14 protein-coding genes are annotated in these 16,749 nt (G+C 74.3%); 5 read left to right on the plus strand and 9 right to left on the minus strand.

Annotated features, from left to right (window positions below; all coding sequences use genetic code 11):
• Nucleotides 1-3 precede the first annotated feature (3 nt).
• Nucleotides 4-1,716: an FAD-dependent monooxygenase gene (locus BM076_RS13035; RefSeq protein WP_093713622.1), complete on the plus strand. Its 1,713-nt coding sequence runs from the start codon at nucleotides 4-6 to the stop codon at nucleotides 1,714-1,716.
• 99 nt (nucleotides 1,717-1,815) lie between these two features.
• Here BM076_RS13035 and recX read toward each other — a convergent pair whose 3' ends face one another.
• The 4 genes from recX to BM076_RS13055 form a co-directional block, all read right to left on the minus strand.
• Nucleotides 1,816-2,379: a recombination regulator RecX gene (recX, locus tag BM076_RS13040; protein ID WP_245796021.1), complete on the minus strand. Its 564-nt coding sequence runs from the start codon at nucleotides 2,377-2,379 to the stop codon at nucleotides 1,816-1,818.
• Nucleotides 2,380-2,383: 4 nt separating this feature from the next.
• A complete protein-coding gene (recA, locus tag BM076_RS13045) occupies nucleotides 2,384-3,514 on the minus strand; it encodes a recombinase RecA (protein WP_093713624.1) in 1,131 nt (376 codons plus the stop codon).
• A gap of 206 nt (nucleotides 3,515-3,720) precedes the next feature.
• A complete protein-coding gene (locus tag BM076_RS13050) occupies nucleotides 3,721-4,824 on the minus strand; it encodes an AI-2E family transporter (RefSeq protein ID WP_407640650.1) in 1,104 nt (367 codons plus the stop codon).
• A gap of 119 nt (nucleotides 4,825-4,943) precedes the next feature.
• Nucleotides 4,944-5,138 (minus strand): DUF3046 domain-containing protein, encoded by a 195-nt coding sequence (locus BM076_RS13055; RefSeq protein WP_093713625.1) that lies wholly within the window; start codon nucleotides 5,136-5,138, stop codon nucleotides 4,944-4,946.
• 100 nt (nucleotides 5,139-5,238) lie between these two features.
• On the opposite strand from BM076_RS13055, the gene BM076_RS13060 reads away from it, so the two are divergent.
• Nucleotides 5,239-6,141: a hypothetical protein gene (locus tag BM076_RS13060; RefSeq protein ID WP_093713626.1), complete on the plus strand. Its 903-nt coding sequence runs from the start codon at nucleotides 5,239-5,241 to the stop codon at nucleotides 6,139-6,141.
• Between the two features lie 9 nt (nucleotides 6,142-6,150).
• On the opposite strand, the gene BM076_RS13065 is transcribed toward BM076_RS13060, so the two are convergent.
• The 3 genes from BM076_RS13065 to BM076_RS13075 are packed head-to-tail and all read right to left on the minus strand — an operon-like array spanning nucleotide 6,151 to nucleotide 8,253.
• The gene (locus BM076_RS13065) at nucleotides 6,151-6,477 is read right to left on the minus strand and encodes an AzlD domain-containing protein (RefSeq protein ID WP_093713627.1); all 327 of its coding nucleotides are present in this window, start codon (nucleotides 6,475-6,477) and stop codon (nucleotides 6,151-6,153) included.
• Nucleotides 6,474-7,379: an AzlC family ABC transporter permease gene (locus BM076_RS13070; protein WP_093713688.1), complete on the minus strand. Its 906-nt coding sequence runs from the start codon at nucleotides 7,377-7,379 to the stop codon at nucleotides 6,474-6,476. The genes BM076_RS13065 and BM076_RS13070 overlap by 4 nt, the downstream gene beginning before the upstream one ends.
• Nucleotides 7,380-7,404: 25 nt before the next feature.
• Nucleotides 7,405-8,253, minus strand: a complete 849-nt coding sequence (locus BM076_RS13075; RefSeq protein ID WP_093713628.1) for an AraC family transcriptional regulator — start codon at nucleotides 8,251-8,253, stop codon at nucleotides 7,405-7,407.
• A 105-nt stretch (nucleotides 8,254-8,358) separates the two neighbouring features.
• On the opposite strand from BM076_RS13075, the gene BM076_RS13080 reads away from it, so the two are divergent.
• Nucleotides 8,359-13,002, plus strand: coding sequence for an ATP-dependent helicase (locus tag BM076_RS13080; protein WP_407640651.1), 4,644 nt, complete (start codon nucleotides 8,359-8,361; stop codon nucleotides 13,000-13,002).
• Nucleotides 13,003-13,218: 216 nt separating this feature from the next.
• On the opposite strand, the gene BM076_RS13085 is transcribed toward BM076_RS13080, so the two are convergent.
• Together BM076_RS13085 and BM076_RS13090 are read right to left on the minus strand one after the other, a co-directional pair.
• On the minus strand, nucleotides 13,219-13,815 hold the full coding sequence (locus BM076_RS13085; protein WP_093713630.1) for an ankyrin repeat domain-containing protein: 597 nt from the start codon (nucleotides 13,813-13,815) through the stop codon (nucleotides 13,219-13,221).
• Nucleotides 13,816-13,953: 138 nt separating this feature from the next.
• On the minus strand, nucleotides 13,954-14,520 hold the full coding sequence (locus BM076_RS13090; RefSeq protein WP_093713631.1) for a GlcG/HbpS family heme-binding protein: 567 nt from the start codon (nucleotides 14,518-14,520) through the stop codon (nucleotides 13,954-13,956).
• A gap of 317 nt (nucleotides 14,521-14,837) precedes the next feature.
• On the opposite strand from BM076_RS13090, the gene BM076_RS13095 reads away from it, so the two are divergent.
• On the plus strand, nucleotides 14,838-16,061 hold the full coding sequence (locus tag BM076_RS13095) for a sensor histidine kinase (RefSeq protein WP_093713632.1): 1,224 nt from the start codon (nucleotides 14,838-14,840) through the stop codon (nucleotides 16,059-16,061).
• Nucleotides 16,058-16,732 carry a response regulator gene (locus BM076_RS13100; protein ID WP_093713633.1) on the plus strand — a complete coding sequence of 225 codons (675 nt, stop codon included), beginning with the start codon at nucleotides 16,058-16,060 and terminating at the stop codon, nucleotides 16,730-16,732. Before BM076_RS13095 ends, BM076_RS13100 begins: the two co-directional genes overlap by 4 nt.
• Nucleotides 16,733-16,749: the final 17 nt, after the last annotated feature.

Raw genomic sequence — 16,749 nt, forward strand, 5'->3', positions numbered from 1 at the left:
TTCATGGACCCGGTGATCGTCGCGGGGGCGGGCCCCGTGGGCCTGACCCTCGCTCTCGCACTGGCCCGCCGCGACGTCCCCGTCATCGTCCTCGACGAGGCGGAGGCGTTCGCCGACTCCGATGAGCTGCGGAGCCCGCGCACCGCGGTCCTCGGCCCCGACACGGTCGCACTCGTCGAACGGCTCGGCTACGAGGGCATCCGCCGGGACGGCGCCTCCTGGTCGGCCTGGCGGACGGTGCGCCGCCGCGCGGAAGTGCTGCGGGTCGACTTCGGGCCGCGTGACGCCCCCCTGCACATCGCGCAGCACCGGCTGGAACGCGGCCTGCGCGAGGCCCTGCTCGCCTGCGGGTCGGTGCGGATCGTGGCGGGCGTGCGGGTGGACGCCTTCGAGCAGGACGGGCCCGGGGTCACCGTGCACACCCGAGGGGCGCACGACACCTGGTGGCGCGGCAGCTTCCTGGTCGGCTGCGACGGTCCGCGCTCGACGGTCCGCAAGCTGGCGGGCGTCCGCTTCCCCGGCCGTACGGCGGTGGACCGGCACGCGGTGGCGGTGATCCGTGCCGAACTCCCGGAGCCGGGCGTGGCGTTGCTGCACCGCGACCCGCCGGGCGCTCCTGCGGGTCAGGAAGTGACGGGCCGGCCGCTGCCGGACGGCTTGTGGCGGCTGGACTGGCTGCTGCCGCCGCAGGGGCGGCTGCTCACCTCCGACGCCCTGGTGGAGCGGCTGCGTTCCACGCTCACCGCGTGGTGCGGCAGCGTCGTCCCGTACGAACTGGTCGGCTCGGCCGACTATCCGGTGCACCAGCGGCTGGCCAGGCGCTGGCGCAGGGGGCGGGTCTTCCTCGCGGGGGACGCCGCACATCTGATGGGCGCGCTGGGGGCGCAGAGCGTCGAGGAGGGGCTGCGGGACGCGGAGAATCTGTCCTGGAAGCTCTCGCTGGCCTGGCACGACGGCGCGTCGAGAATACTGCTGAACAGCTATGAGGCGGAGCGGCGCGGCGCGGTCGGGGCGCGGCTGCGCGCCACCGATCAGGCCCTTCCGCTGCTGCGGGCCAACAGCGCGTGGCAGACGGTGCGGCACGCGGTGCTGTCGGGCTCGGCCCGCGGACAGGCGGAGCTGCTGACCGACAGCCATCTGGGCCGGGGGTCGGTCGCCGCGTCCGCGGTCTACGGGCGTTCGCCGCTGGCACTGCCGGCGCCGCGGTCGGGCGGGGGGAAGTCCGGGCCCTCGCCGCTGGTCGCCGGGTGCGACACCCCGCCGGGCGGGGTGGTGACCGATGTGCCGGTGACCGCCCTCGACGGCACTGTCGGCCGGCTGCGGGACCGGCTCGGGCGGGGGCTGATCGTGGTGCTCGTCGCCCCGGGCACCGGGGTGTGGGACAGCCGCCACTGGCTGACCGCCGGGCTGATGCCCCGGCTGGCGTCGGCGGTCGCGGCGCTGCCGACTCGCGCCGAACTGGTCGTCACCGAGACCTATCCCGGGGCGACCGCGCACAGCGTGCTGCTGGTACGGCCGGACGGCCGGCTGGTGACGGCGATGGTGGGCTGCCGCCCGGCGGAGCTGTATTCGTACGCCGATCTGGCCCGCGGCGGTCCGCCCGTGCCGGTCGGCAGCGACGGCGAGGAGCCGGGGGCGGACGACGGCGACGAGGGCGGTCACGGCGGCGGGCCGGGCGGCGCGGCGGGCACCCGGGTCAGCGGGCACACGCGCTGAGAGGCGTCCCGGGAGCGCGGGTGCGGGCGGATGTGTCCCGCCCGCGCTTTCCGGCGCCGGGTGCCGGGCCTCCCCGCCGGGGCGCCGCCGGCGCCCCGGTCAGTCCCACGGCTCGTCCCCGGAATCCGCTTCCTGGCCCTCCGCGGTGAGAGCGTCGCGCACAACACGCAGGGCCAGGCCCTCGGAGTAGCCCTTGCGGGCGAGCATGCCCGCGAGGCGGCGGATCCGCTTGTCGCGGTCCAGCCCGCGCGTGCCTGGCAGCCGGCGGGCGACCAGTTCGCGGGCGGTCTGCTCCTCCTGGTCGTGGTCGAGCAGCCCGACCGCCTCGTTCACCAACTCCGCGTCGACCCCGCGGTGGCGCAACTCCTGTGCGAGGGCACGGCGGGCGAGGCCCCGGCCGCGGTGCCGGGACTCCACCCAGGAGTTGGCGAACGCCTGGTCGTCGATCAGCCCGACGTCCTGGAAGCGCTCCAGGACGTGCTCGGCGACCTCGTCCGGGATCTCGCGCTTGCGCATGGCGTCGGCGAGCTGCTTGCGGGTGCGGGGCGTCCCGGTGAGCAGGCGCAGGCACAGCGCCCGCGCCTGCTCCTCGGGACTGAGCGGCGGCTCTCGCGAGGCCCTCGACTCGGAAGAGCCGCCGCGTTCTGTGGACCTGCGCGCCACGGCGTCAGGCCTTGGCGGCGGTCGCCTTGGTCGCCTTCGCGCCCTTGGGCGCCGGGACCTCGGCCTTGGGCGCGTCGGCCTTGGCCGCCGCGGATCCGGCCGCGTCCGCACCCGGCTCGGTGCCGGGCGCGTCGGTCTTCTGCACCCCGACGCCGAGCTTCTCCTTGATCTTCTTCTCGATCTCGTCCGCCAGGTCGGGGTTGTCCTTCAGGAAATTGCGCGCGTTTTCCTTGCCCTGACCGAGCTGGTCGCCCTCGTACGTGTACCAGGCGCCGGACTTGCGGACGAAGCCGTGCTCGACGCCCATGTCGATGAGACCGCCCTCGCGGCTGATGCCCTGGCCGTAGAGGATGTCGAACTCGGCCTGCTTGAACGGCGGCGCGACCTTGTTCTTGACGACCTTGACGCGGGTGCGGTTGCCGACCGCCTCGGTGCCGTCCTTGAGCGTCTCGATCCGGCGGATGTCGAGCCGGACGGAGGCGTAGAACTTCAGCGCGCGGCCACCGGTGGTGGTCTCCGGCGAGCCGAACATCACACCGATCTTCTCGCGGAGCTGGTTGATGAAGATGGCGGTGGTCTTCGTCTGGTTGAGCGCGCTGGTGATCTTGCGCAGTGCCTGGCTCATCAGCCGGGCCTGGAGACCCACGTGCGAGTCGCCCATCTCGCCCTCGATCTCGGCCCGCGGCACGAGGGCTGCCACGGAGTCGATGATGATGAGGTCGAGGGCGCCGGAGCGGACCAGCATGTCGACGATCTCCAGCGCCTGCTCGCCGGTGTCCGGCTGGGACAGGATGAGATTGTCCGTGTCGACGCCGAGGGCCTTGGCGTAGTCGGGGTCGAGGGCGTGCTCGGCGTCCACGAACGCCACCACACCGCCGGCCCGCTGGGCGTTCGCCACCGCGTGCAGGGTGAGGGTGGTCTTTCCGGAGGACTCAGGTCCGTAGACCTCCACCACACGGCCGCGCGGCAGTCCGCCGACGCCGAGGGCCACGTCGAGAGCGGTCGATCCGGTGGGGATGACCTCGATGGGGTCGTTCGGCCGGTCGCCAAGGCGCATGACCGCGCCCTTGCCGAACTGCCGTTCAATCTGCGCGAGTGCGGCGTCGAGCGCCTTCTCGCGGTCGTTTCCTGCCATGGGCTCCACCCGGGATGTCTGGTTCGATCGCTTCACGTCCACGACGCTAGCGCCTGGCACTGACAACGCGCCCGGCCGTCGCCCCGTGCTGTGGATAACTCCGGCGGAAACGTACGTCGTCGCCACGGAAATCCACCCCGCACAAGCCATATGAATGGATGTTCGATTTTCGTGTCAAGCGACCCGCCGGGGCGCGCGGCCGGTTGTCAGACCAGCCGGGAGTCCGTCACGTCGTAGCGGCGCACGTAGGCCGCGAGGAATCCCTGGAGGGTGGCGGTCGCCGGGATCGCGATGAGGGCGCCGACCGCGCCCAGCAGCGCCGTGCCCGCGATGACCGAGCCGAAGGCGACCGCCGGATGGATGTCGACGGTGCGCGCGGTGATCCGCGGCTGGAGCATGTAGTTCTCGAACTGCTGGTAGACCACGACGAAGCACAGCACCCACAGCGCGTCCCACGGGTCCTCGGCGAAGGCGATCAGCACCGGCAGCGCGCCCGCCAGATAGGTGCCGACGGTCGGGATGAACTGCGAGACCAGCCCCACCCAGACGGCCAGCGCGGGCGCGTACGGCACACCGAGCACCTGGAGCAGGACGTAGTGCGCGATGCCGGAGATCAGCGCCATCAGGGCCCGCGAGTAGAGGTATCCGCCGGTCTTGGCGACCGCGATCTCCCAGGCGCGCAGCACTTCCGCCTGGTGGGCGGGCGGCAGCACCGAGCAGAGCGCGCGGCGCAGCCGCGGTCCGTCGGCGGCGAAGTAGAAGGTGAACAGCAGCACGGTGAAGAGCTGGAAGACCGTGCCGATGACGGTGGCGGACAGCCCCCACACGCTGCTCGCGCCGTTCGCCAGATAGGTGCGCGCCCAGTCGGAGTGCAGGACGTTGTCGCGGAGATTGTCGGTTTCGAGCTTGGTGTGGAAGTGGTCGTTCAGCCAGACGACGACGTCGTCCACGTAGTTCGGGAAGTCGCGCACGATGGTGCGGATCTGGTCGATGAGCAGCGAGCCGAGGGCCAGCAGGAAGAGCCCGGCGGCGGCCAGGACCACGATGATCACCACGCCGGTGGCCAGGCCGCGGCGGACCCGGCGCCTGGCCATCCAGTCGACGGCGGGCTCGATGGCCAGCGCGCAGAAGAACGAGATCAGGATGTTGACCAGCAGGCCGACGAGCCGGTCGAAGACCCAGTGCGCGAACTGGTAGCAGGCGACCAGGGCCAGGGTGAGGACCAGCGCGCGCGGGAGCCAGCGCGGCATCCGGGCCCGGGAGGGCGGCGGGGGCGCGGCCGGTGCTGGGGTGTCGTCGGTTCCTGCCACGGGCCAAGTCTGACCTTTTGCGGCGCGAAGTCCCGGTATCCACCCGTTCGCGGGCCCGGCGGCGGTCGCCCTATTGGTTCAGTGCCCGCCCTGTTGGTCGGCGCCTGCCCGCGTATTGGTCAGCGGTTGGCGGCGGGCACGTCCATCGCGGTGCACACCGCGCGCCAGACGTCCTTGGCCTCCCAGCCCTCGTCCAGCGCCTGGAGCACCGTACGGCCGCCCAGTTCGGCCATCACATAGTCACGTGCGAAGGAGTCCGCGTAGGAGTCGCCGAAATGCGCGCGCATCCGCTCCCAGAAAATCGTCAACCGCATGACCGCCAGTATCCCGCGCCGGCGGGCACACCGTCACACAGCCGGGTGGCTCCCGGGCGCGGCCGTTTGCAGGCGGCCGGGCACGCCCTAGGGTGCGCGCATGCCAGCAACCACGCTAGGTCGTGCCGAACAATTCGTGTGGCTCACCGCCAGGGTGCTCGAACAGCGCAGATTCGCCTTCCACTTCCTCGACGGCGGCGGCGACCCCGTCGAGACCGCGCTCGACGCGTACCGCAACGACGACGGCGGTTACGGGCACGCGCTGGAACCCGATCTGCGCGGCCCGGTGAGCCAGCCGCTCCATGTGGCGTACGCGCTGCGGGTGCTGGACGAGATCGACCGGTGCAGGGGTGCACGGGCCGAGCGCGTCTGCCGCTATCTGTCGGCGCATTCGACGCCGGAGGGCGCGCTGCCCGCGGTCGACGCCTCCTTGCGCGGCTATCCGTACGCGCCCTGGATGCCGGTTTCCGACGATCCGCCGGGCGATCTGCTCGCCACCGGCCCCGTGGTGGGGCTGTTGCGCCGCAATGAGGTGTGGCACGCGTGGCTGTTCCGGTCGACGGACTTCTGCTGGGCGGCGATCGACGCCATGGAGCGGACGCACCCTTATGAAGTGCTGGCCGCGCTGGCGTTCCTGGCGTCCGCGCAGGACCGGGCGCGGGCACGGGCCGCGGTGGAGCGGCTCGGGAGGCTGGTGCGCGAGCAGCAGCTGGTGCTGCTGGAGCCGGAGCGCGCGGAAAAGGCCGCGGTGCCCGAGGGATACGCGCCGGGCGAGCACCATTACGCGCACGACTTCGCGCCGTCCCCGGACTCGGCCGCCAGGGCGTGGTTCACGGACGCGGAGCTGGAGCGGTCGCTCGACCATCTGGCGGCGCAGCAGACCGACGACGGCGGCTGGCCGGTCACCTGGCGCGAATGGGCGCCGGGCACCGCGCTGGAGGGGCGGCCCATGGTGACGATCGAGGCGCTGCGGACGCTGCGCGCGTACGGGCGGGCGGTCTGAGACCTCGGGTCACAAACCGGCCACCGCCCGCACGGCCGCCGTCACGACCACGGCCGCGGCGACCACGACGAGGAAGGGCGCGCGCAGCAGCAGGGCGACGGCCGCCGCCGCGAGCCCGGCCGAGCGCGCGTCCACGGCGAGCCGCAGCCCGGTCGTGCCGAAGGTCTGCAGTGCGGTGAGCGCCGCGAGGAGCGCGATCGGCACGAGCGCGGCGAGCCGTTTGACCAGGGGCCTTTCCAGCAGCCCGGCCGGCACGGAAAGGCCGAGGAGCTTCACCGCGTAGCAGCCGAGGGCGGTCACGACGACGGCGATCCAGGTGCTCGTTCCGCTGCTCATCGCGCTGCCTCTCCATTTCGCCGGTGCGGCAGGGCGTCTTCTTCCTGCCGGGCCTGCCCTTGCTGGCCCTGCTCCTGCGGGGGCTGATCCCGCTGATCCCGTTCCCGCCGATGCCGTTCCCGCTGGTCCTGCTCCCGCTGGTCCGGTACGGCGCCGGGCGCGGCCTTGCGCGCGGGCCACGCGCGGCCGGTGGCCAGGACGAGTGGCGCGGCCAGGGCGGCGATCAGCACCGGGACGCCGGCGGGGAGCAGTGGCAGGCACACCAGGCCGAGCAGGACGGCGAGCGCGGCCACCGAGCGTTCCGTGCGCCCCTTGACCATGGGGGCGAGCAGCGCCAGGAAGACGGCAGGCCCCGCCGCGTCCAGGCCCCAGGCGTTGGGATCGCCGAGCGCGGAGGCGCCCAGCGCCCCGACCAGGGTGGTCAGATTCCACAGCACATAGAGGCTGGCGCCGGTGACGGTGAAGCCCAGCCGGGCGGCGGCCCGGTCCTTCTGGGCCAGGGCGACCGCCGAGGTCTCGTCGATGACCCACTGCGCGGCCAGCGGACGTACCGCCGCGGGCAGCCGCAGAAGCTGCGACAGCCGCAGGCCGTAGAAGGCGTTGCGGGTGCCGAGGAAGAAGGCCCCCGCTGCCGCCGCGAACGGGCCACCACCCGATCCGAGGGCGCTGACCAGGGCGAATTGCGAGGCTCCGGTGAACACCAGCAGGGACAGGGCGCAGGTCTGCCCGAGCCCGAGCCCGGCGCCGGCCGAGGTCACGCCGAAGGCGAAGCCGGACAGCCCGACCGCGACGCCGACGCCGAGGGCGTCACGGACGACCTGGGCGCGCGGCGAGCGGGACGGCGCTCCCCCGGAGTCGGCGCCGGGCGCCGCGTCGGCGGGTCCTGAGGATTCGGTGGGTATCGGTGGTGCGCTCACCCGGACGAGGCTAGGGACCGGCCGGCGGCGGGTCTTGTACGTTCTTGCGTTCCCGCCGGTAGGCGCCGGGCGGGACGCCGACGATCCGGGTGAAGTGCCGGTTGAGGTGCGGCTGGTCGGTGAAGCCGACAGCGGCCGCGGTGTCGGCGGGGGTGACGCCGGCGTCGAGGAGCCGTTTGGCGGCCCTGACCCGCTCGCCGGTCAGCCAGGCGTGCGGCGGCAGGCCGTAGGCCGCTTTGAAGGCACGCAGCAGGGCGAAGGAACCGGTGCCGATCTCGCGGGCCAGTTCCTCCAGGCTCGGCGGGTCCACCAGCCGGGTGGTCAGCAGGTCACGGGCGCGCGCGGCGACGGCCGCGCCGCCCGCGGGCGCGGGTCCCGCTGCCGCGGGGGCGCCGTGGCGGGCGAGCAGCCGGGCCACGACCAGGCGCAGGAGCGTGTCGGCGGCCAGCGCGTTGTCCTGCTCGGCGGCGCGGTGGACGTCGGCGATCATGCGGGCGGTGGCGGGATCGTCCAGGACGGAGGCGGTGAAGGAGGGGGTGCCGCGCAGCGCGCGGGTCTCGGCGGCCACGGCGGCGACGACAGCCGGGGAGGGGTAGAGCACCCGGTAGCTCCAGCCGTCCTCGACGCCGGCGTACGCGGAGTGCGGGGTCTCGGGGTTGATCAGCACGACACCGCCGGCGCCCGCCCGTTCGGGTCCGCCCGGCAGGCCGATGCCCTCGACGCCGCCGGTGACCGCCGCGATCACATACGTGTCATGAGCGTGCCGGGGGAAGGTGTGCCGGACATAGCGGGCACGCAGCAGGTCGACCCCGGGCAGCCCGGGGTGTTCCCAGTATCTGGCCTGCTCGCGCGGTGTCACCCGGCCATTGTGACCCGGCGGCGGACCGGGGCGTCCAGCGAGTTATCCACAGGCTGGGACGTCGGCCGCCGCGCGCTGTCGGTGCGGCGAGGCAGGATGGATGCCATGTCCAGTCGCAGCAGTCTCGACGCGTTCTCCCCGGCCACCCGCGCGTGGTTCACGGGGGCGTTCAGCGAGCCCACCGACGCCCAGGCCGGGGCGTGGACGGCGATCGCCGAGGGCTCCGACGTGCTGGTCGTCGCACCGACCGGCTCGGGCAAGACGCTGGCCGCCTTCCTCGCCGCCCTCGACCGGCTCGCCAGCACCCCGCCGCCGGCCGAGGCACGGCGCCGCTGCCGGGTGCTGTACGTCTCGCCGCTCAAGGCGCTCGCGGTGGACGTCGAGCGCAATCTGCGCAGCCCGCTCGCCGGACTGCGGCAGGAGTCGGTGCGTCTCGGGCTGCCCGAGCCCGAGGTACGGGTCGGCATCCGGTCGGGCGACACCCCGCCCGCGGAGCGGCGCGCGCTGGTGACGCGACCGCCGGACATCCTCATCACCACCCCGGAGTCGCTGTTCCTGATGCTCACCTCCGCGGCCCGCGAGGCGCTGAGCGGGGTGGAGACGGTGATCCTGGACGAGGTGCACGCGGTGGCGGGCACCAAGCGCGGCGCGCATCTGGCGCTGACGCTTGAGCGGCTGGACGAGATCCTGGACCGGCCCGCCCGCCGGATCGGGCTGTCGGCGACGGTCCGGCCGGTGGAGGAGATCGCCCGCTATCTGTCGCCGCAGCGCAAGGTGACCATCGTCCAGCCGCCGTCGCAGAAGCGCTTCGACCTGTCCGTGGTCGTGCCGGTCGAGGATCTGGGCGAGCTGGGCGGCTCGCCGGTGGCCGACCACACCGGGCCCGCGGCCGGTCCGGCCGAGCGTGCGTCGATCTGGCCGCATGTGGAGGAGCGGATCGCCGACCTGGTGCAGGCGCACCGCTCCACCATCGTCTTCGCCAATTCGCGCCGGCTGGCGGAGCGGCTGTGCAACCGGCTCAATGAGATCGCCTACGAGCGGGCCGAGGGCGAGCCGCCGCCCGAGGCGCACTCCCCCGCTGAAGTCATGGCCCAGTCGGGCGCGGCCAAGGGCGCGCCGCCGGTGCTGGCCAGGGCCCATCACGGCTCGGTGTCCAAGGAGCAGCGGGCGCTGGTCGAGGAGGACCTGAAGGCCGGGCGGCTGCCCGCGGTCGTGGCGACCTCCAGCCTGGAGCTGGGCATCGACATGGGCGCGGTCGACCTGGTGGTGCAGGTGGAGTCGCCGCCGTCGGTGGCATCCGGTCTCCAGCGGGTCGGCCGTGCCGGACACCAGGTGGGCGCGGTCTCCACGGGCGTGGTCTTCCCCAAGTACCGCGGTGATCTGGTGCAGTCCGCGGTGGTGACCGAGCGGATGCGGGAGGGCGCCATCGAATCGCTGCGGGTGCCCGCCAATCCGCTGGACGTCCTGGCCCAGCAGATCGTGGCGATGACCGCGCTCGACACCTGGGACGTGGACGATCTGCTGGCGCTGGTACGGCGGGCGGCGCCCTTCGCCTCGCTGCCGCACTCCGCCTATGTGGCGGTGCTCGACATGCTGGCCGGCCGCTATCCGTCGGACGCCTTCGCCGAATTGCGCCCGCGCCTGGTGTGGGACCGGGTGGCGAACACGGTGACCGGCCGGCCGGGCGCGCAGCGGCTCGCCGTCACCTCGGGCGGCACCATCCCGGACCGCGGGTTGTTCGGGGTGTTCCTGGCGGGCGCCGACCCGAAGAAGGGCGGTGGGCGCGTCGGCGAGCTGGACGAGGAGATGGTGTACGAGTCGCGGGTCGGCGATGTCTTCACCCTCGGCACCACCTCCTGGCGGATCGAGGACATCACCCGCGACCGGGTGCTGGTCTCACCCGCGCCCGGGGTGCCCGGGCGGCTGCCGTTCTGGAAGGGCGACCAGCTCGGCCGGCCGCTCGAACTCGGGCGCGCGCTGGGCGCGTTCCTGCGTGAGGTGGGGGCGCTGGAGCCGGAGCCGGCCCGGCAGCGGCTGACCTCGGCCGGCCTGGACACCTGGGCGTCGGACAATGTGCTGTCGTATCTGGCCGAGCAGCGGCAGGCGTGCGGGCACGTGCCGGACGACCGGACGATCGTGGTCGAGCGGTTCCGTGACGAGCTGGGCGACTGGCGGGTGGTGATCCACTCCCCCTTCGGTGCGCAGGTGCATGCCCCGTGGGCGCTGGCGCTCGGCGCCCGGCTCCAGGAGCGGTACGGCCTGGACGCGCAGGCGATGCACGCCGACGACGGCATTGTGCTGCGGCTGCCGGACGCCGATCTGATGGGCCTCGATCTGCTGGACGCCGATCCCGTGCAGCGCGGGGCGGAGTTCGACCCCGAGCAGTCTCCGGTCGGCGCCGCCGATGTCGCCTTCGACAAGGGCGAAGTGGAGCAGTTGGTCACCGAGCAGGTGGGCGGCTCCGCGCTCTTCGCCTCCCGGTTCCGGGAGTGCGCCGCGCGCGCCTTGCTGCTGCCGCGCCGCGACCCGGGCAAGCGCACCCCGCTGTGGCAGCAGCGTCAGCGCGCCTCGCAACTGCTCCAGGTGGCCTCGGAATTCGGCTCTTTCCCGATCGTCCTCGAAGCGGTCCGCGAGTGTCTCCAGGACGTCTTCGACGTGCCGGGCCTGGTGGAGCTGATGGGCGACATCGAGGCGCGCCGGGTGCGGCTGGTCGAGGTCACCACACCCGAGCCGTCGCCCTTCGCGCGCTCGCTGCTGTTCGGTTACGTGGCGCAGTTCCTCTACGAGGGCGATTCTCCGCTGGCGGAGCGGCGGGCTGCGGCGCTGTCGCTGGACTCGCGGCTGCTGGCGGAGCTGCTCGGCCAGGCGGAGCTGCGGGAGCTGCTGGACGCCGATGTGCTGGCCGAGTTGGACCGCGAATTGCAGTGGCTGACCGAGGACCGGCGGATCAAGGATGCCGAGGGTGTCGCGGACCTGTTGCGGGTGCTCGGACCGCTGACCGGCGCGGAGTTGACCGCGCGGGGCGCCGAACTGCCGTGGGCGCAGGAGCTGGAGGCGGCCCGGCGGGCGATCCGGGTGCGGATCGGCGGGGCGGAGCGCTGGGCGGCGGTCGAGGACGCGGGCCGGCTGCGGGACGCGCTCGGTACGGCCCTGCCGGTGGGGGTGCCAGTGGCGTTCACCGAACCGGTGAAGGACCCGCTGGGCGACCTGCTCGCCCGGTACGCGCGCACGCACGGGCCGTTCACCACCAAGGAGGCGGCCGAGCGCTTCGGCCTGGGCAGCGCCGTGGTCGACGGCACGCTGCACCGGCTGACGGCGGCCGGCCGGATGGTGCAGGGCGAATTCCGGCCGGGCGGTGCGGGCCAGGAGTGGTGCGACGCGACAGTGCTGCGACGGCTGCGGCGCCGCTCACTGGCGGCGCTGCGCGAGGAGCTGGAGCCGGTGCCGCCCGCCACGCTCGGCGTCTTCCTGCCGCAGTGGCAGCACGTCGGCACCCATGGTCTGCGCGGTATGGACGGTCTGGTGCGGGCCGTGGAGCAGTTGCAGGGCGCGTCGGTGCCCGCGTCGGCGCTGGAGAAGCTCGTCCTGCCGTCCCGGGTGACGGGCTACAACCCGGCGATGCTGGACGAGTTGACGTCGTCCGGCGAGATCCTGTGGGCGGGGGCGGGCGCGCTGCCGGGCAAGGACGGCTGGGTGTCGCTGTATCTCGCGGACAACGCCCCGCTGCTGCTTCCCGAACCGCAGCCGCTGGAGCTGACCCCGCTCCACCAAGCCGTGCTGGCGGCGCTGTCCGGGGGCTACGGCCTGTTCTTCCGGCAGATCGCCGAGCAGGTGCGGGCCGCGGGCCAGGACCCCACCGATCCCCAACTGGCCGACGCCGTATGGGATCTTGCCTGGTCGGGGCGGTTGACCAATGACACGCTCGCGCCGCTGCGGGCGCTGCTCGGTTCCGGGCGCACGGCCGGGTCCACCGCGCACCGGGCGCCGCGGGCGGTGCCGCGCGGCCGGTACAGCTCACTGGCGACCCGGGCGCCGCGCGCCACCGCGTCCCGCACGGGCCCGCCGACCACCGCGGGCCGCTGGGCGCTGGTGCCGCCGGCGGAGCCGGACGCCACACTGCGGGCGCACGCCCTGACCCATACGCTGCTCGACCGGCACGGCGTGGTGACCCGGGGCGCGGTGGCGGCCGAGGGGGTCACGGGCGGATTCTCCGCCGCCTACCGGGTGCTGGCGGCCTTCGAGGAAACGGGCCAGGCCAGACGCGGCTATGTGGTGGAGGGGCTGGGCGCCGCCCAGTTCGCGATGGACGGCGCGGTCGACCGACTGCGTTCCCTGAGCACCGCGCGGGAGCGCGAGGAGGAGCGGGCCGGCCGGGCCCGTACGGTGGTGCTGGCCGCGGCCGACCCGGCGAACGCCTACGGCGCCGCGCTGCCCTGGCCCGAGCAGCCCGCGGGCGTCACCCACAAGCCCGGCCGCAAGGCGGGCGCGCTGGTGGTCCTGGTCGACGGCGAGCCCGCGCTCTATGTGGAGCGCGGCGGGAAGACGCTGCTGGCCTGGCCCGAGGACGAGATACGCCTGCAGGCCGCGGCGGACGCGCTGGCGCTGGCCGTCCGCGAGGGGGCGCTCGGCCGCCTCACGGTGGAGCGGACCAACGGGGAGTCGGCTCTCACCTCCCCGCTCGGCCGGGCCCTGGAGGCGGCGGGTTTCCACGCCACCCCGCGCGGCCTGCGCCTGCGGGACGGCGGCTGACCGGGCACCCCGCGACGCGGCGCGCCGGGCGGGACCACGGCCATCGGGCGGCCCGGGACCAGCAACCGGGAGTCCGGACCCAGGGACCGGGAGCGGGCGGAAACACGCGGGCACGGCGCCGCGCGGGTGTCGCGCGACGCCGTGCGGTGGGGACGGGGTGCGGGGCGATGCTGGGGGTGCCGCGCCCAGCCCGGCGTTCTCACACGGCCCGCCGCCTCAGCCCGCCGCGCGCAGTTGCCGCGCGATGGCGTCGAAGCCGCGGCGTTCGGCGTGCTGGAGCGGGGTGACCCCTTCCTTGTCGGCGAGGGCGGGGTCGGCGCCCGAGGCCAGCAGGAGTTCGACGATCTCCTGGTGGGCCCGGCCGCCGTCGCCGAGGATCACGGCTTCGAGGAGGGCGGTCCAGCCGAGCCGGTTGACGTGGTTCACGTCGATGTCCGTCTCGTCGAGCACGGCCCGCACATAGGCGACGTGGCCGCGTTCTGAGGCGGGGATGACGGACACGCCGCCGTAGCGGTTGGTGAGCGTCAGGTCGGGGTGCGCGGGCAGCAGGGCCCGCATCATCTCCACGCTCCCCGTCACGCCGGTGACCAGCCAGGGGGTGTCCTGGCGGTAGTCGCGGGCGTTCGGGTCGGCGCCGGCCGCGACGAGCGTGCGCGCGGCCTCGACGTGGTCGGCGAGCGCGGCCAGCAGCAGCGGGGTGCGCTGCTGGTCGTCGCGCGTCTCGATGTCGGCGCCCGCGCCGAGCAGGGCGGTCACCGCCGCCGCGTCGCCGCTGTGGGCGGCGTCCAGCAGCCTGGTGTTGAGAGCGGCCATGCCGGTGCTTCCTCCTTCACCCGCCCGCTTGTGGGACGGGGACGTCCCGCGCGGGCCGGTCTTCGCCGATTTCTCGGGCGTCCGCGGTGTGTCGTGCCTCGGGGGCGCCGGGGTGATCATGCCCCCGCCCGTCGGCCTTCAACGGTCGAGCGTCGCCGCACCCGCCCGCGCGAACTGCTCGTCCTGGTCGCCGCTGGGCGCGCCCGCGACACCGACCGCCGCGATCGGGCCGCCCTTGGCGGTGACCGGGACGGCGCCGGCCAGGAACAGCGTGTCGGGGATGTCCTTGAGCTGCGGGGCCTGCTCCAGGCGCTTGGCCAGCTCGGAAGTGGGGGCGTTCCAGGACACGGCGGTGTACGCCTTGCGCTCGGCGGACTCGTACGACTGCGGGCCCGCGCCGTCGCCGCGCAGCGTCACCACGGTGTTGCCGTCCCGGTCGACGACCGCGACGGTGACGTGCTGGCCGGCCCGGTTGGCGGCGTTCAGCGCGGCCTCGGCGGCCTTGGTGGCGGCGGCCGTGGTCAGCCGGTCGACCTGCCGGGTGTCCTTGCCGGACGCTGCGGCGGGGGCCGCGGCGGGAGCGCCCTTGCCGGACGACGCGGGAGCGGCGGCGGTCGCGGAGACCGCGCCGAAGGTGGCCGCGCCCACGGCGGCGAGGGTCACGGCACCGGTCAGGACACGGGTACGCGGCGACATCTTCTTCATGGACGATTCACTCCTCGGATCTGTGGGACCGCCTTCGCGTTCCCGCCTCTGCCATCGATCCTCGGGCCGGATCAGGGCCGCGCCGGTCCCCGATACGGATCGCGCTCGCGGGCATGATGGACGACGGGCGGGTCATCCGATCGGTTGATGCGCGGCCCGTTCCGGCAGGTCAGGCTGCATATGACGGCCGCCCACCGGTCCACCCGCCGGTCCGGCCACCGGTCCGCCCGCCGGTCCGCCCACCGGTCCGGCCGCCGACCGTCCGCGCCGCCCCTCGCGGGCGCCCGCCCGATCCGATCCGCCGACCTGGAGCCCCGATGCACAGCCCTCCGCCGCCCGGCCAGGACCGGGACGCGCCGGGCCCCAGCCCCGACCCGGACGGCTGGTGGCTGGCGGCGATCATGAACGGCGCCTTCGTCGTCCTGCTCGCGGGCGCCCTCATCCGTTTCGTCGACCGGCATCCCGACAGCGGCCGGCTGCCGTGGGTGATCGGGCTGAGCGCCGCGCTGGCGGTCCTCCAGTTCGCCGGCCGCCGCCCCGGCCGCCGCCGCGAGCCGCTCCCCCGCCGCTGGGAGCTGGCGCGGCTCACCGCGCTGGTCGCGTGCTGGATCGTCGTGGTGCTGCTGGCGCCGAGTTTCGCGTGGTGCGCCGTCCCGCTGATCTACACCGGCCTGCGATCGCTGCCCACCCGCGCGGCCGTGGCGCTGGTGGCGGTGCTCGCCGTCCTCGTCGTGATCGCCGAGGTGCGGCTCGCGGACGGCACGGACCCCAATCTGGTGCTGCTGCCGCCGGCCGTCGCCACCCTCGCGACCGCCGTCTTCGTCCATATGCGCCGCCAGACCGGCCGTCAGCAGGCGCTCATCGACGACCTGATCCGTACCCGCCGCGAGCTGGCCGCCACCGAGCGCCGCGAGGGCACCCTCGCGGAACGGCAGCGGCTGTCGATGGAGATCCACGACAGCCTCGCCCAGGGCCTGTCCAGCCAGCGCATGCTGCTCCAGGCCGCCGACCGGATCTGGGACACCGAGCCCGGCACCGCCCGCGGCCATGTCCGTACCGCGACCGCGGTGGCCGAGCAGAATCTCGCAGAGGCCCGCCGCTTCGTGCACGATCTGGCACCCGCGGCGCTGGTCGGGCAGGAGCTGGACGACGCCTTGCGCGCGCTGGCCGCGCACCGGTCCGAGCAGCCGGGCCTCACGGTCCGCTGCCATGTGGAGGGCGCGCCCGTGCCGCTGCCGGACCGTACGCGGTCGGCGCTGCTGCGGATCGCCCAGGGCGCGCTCGCCAACACCGCGGAGCACGCCGCGGCCGCCCATGCCACCATCACGCTGACCTATCTCGACGACCAGGTGCTGCTCGACGTGTCCGACGACGGGCGCGGCTTCGACCCGGCGGCGGTCTCCCCCACCGGGGTCCGCGGCCACGGGCTGCCCGCGATCCGCGCCCGGGTGCGGCAGCTCGGGGGCACGCTGACCGTCGAGTCCGCTCCCGGCGAGGGCACCGTCCTGTCCGCCGCCGTCCCCCTGGAGGCCGCGCCATGACCGAATCCGCCACCGGACCGAGCGACGCGGCCGCTCCCGGCATCCGGCTGGTGGTCTGCGACGACCACGCCGTCGTCCGGGCCGGGCTGCTGGCGCTGCTGTCCAGCGCGCCCGGCATAGAGGTGGTGGGCGAGGCGGGCAGCGGCGAGGAGGCCGTCGCGATGGCGGCGAAGCTGCGGCCGGACGTGGTCCTCATGGACCTCCAGCTCGGCGCCGGGATCGACGGCGTCGAGGCCACCCGCCGGATCGCCGCGGCGGCCACGGAGCCCGGCGGCGGGCCGTACGTCCTCGTCCTCACCACGTACGACACGGACGCCGACATCACGCGCGCCATCGAGGCGGGCGCGACCGGCTATCTGCTGAAGGCCGAGCGACCGGACGAGCTGTTCGCCGCGATCCGTTCCGCCGCGCAGGGCCGCACCGCGCTGTCGGCGCCCGTCGCGGGCCGGGTGATGGCGCACATGCGGGCGCCGGGGCCGCAGCTGACCGCCCGCGAGCGGGACATCCTCGGCCAGCTCGCCCGCGGCCTCGGCAATCGCGACATCGCCCGCGCGCTGTTCATCAGCGAGGCCACCGTCAAGACGCACCTCGGCCGGATCTACGACAAGCTCGGCGTCGACACGCGCGCGGGCGCGGTGGCCGCCGCCACCGAACGCCGCCTGCTCGGCTGACGGCCCGCGGTTCCCGC

The sequence above is a fragment of the Actinacidiphila alni genome (assembly GCF_900112845.1).
GTDB lineage: Bacteria > Actinomycetota > Actinomycetes > Streptomycetales > Streptomycetaceae > Actinacidiphila > Actinacidiphila alni.

Coding starts and splice junctions, on each gene's coding strand:
- BM076_RS13065 (WP_093713627.1), bottom strand. CDS start 6,477: ATGAGCAGCGGAACGAGCACCTGGATCGCCGTCGTCGTGACCGCCCTC.
- BM076_RS13080 (WP_407640651.1), top strand. CDS start 8,359: ATGTCCAGTCGCAGCAGTCTCGACGCGTTCTCCCCGGCCACCCGCGCG.
- recA (WP_093713624.1), bottom strand. CDS start 3,514: ATGGCAGGAAACGACCGCGAGAAGGCGCTCGACGCCGCACTCGCGCAG.
- BM076_RS13095 (WP_093713632.1), top strand. CDS start 14,838: ATGCACAGCCCTCCGCCGCCCGGCCAGGACCGGGACGCGCCGGGCCCC.
- BM076_RS13085 (WP_093713630.1), bottom strand. CDS start 13,815: ATGGCCGCTCTCAACACCAGGCTGCTGGACGCCGCCCACAGCGGCGAC.
- BM076_RS13035 (WP_093713622.1), top strand. CDS start 4: ATGGACCCGGTGATCGTCGCGGGGGCGGGCCCCGTGGGCCTGACCCTC.
- BM076_RS13100 (WP_093713633.1), top strand. CDS start 16,058: ATGACCGAATCCGCCACCGGACCGAGCGACGCGGCCGCTCCCGGCATC.
- BM076_RS13090 (WP_093713631.1), bottom strand. CDS start 14,520: ATGAAGAAGATGTCGCCGCGTACCCGTGTCCTGACCGGTGCCGTGACC.
- BM076_RS13060 (WP_093713626.1), top strand. CDS start 5,239: ATGCCAGCAACCACGCTAGGTCGTGCCGAACAATTCGTGTGGCTCACC.
- BM076_RS13055 (WP_093713625.1), bottom strand. CDS start 5,138: ATGCGGTTGACGATTTTCTGGGAGCGGATGCGCGCGCATTTCGGCGAC.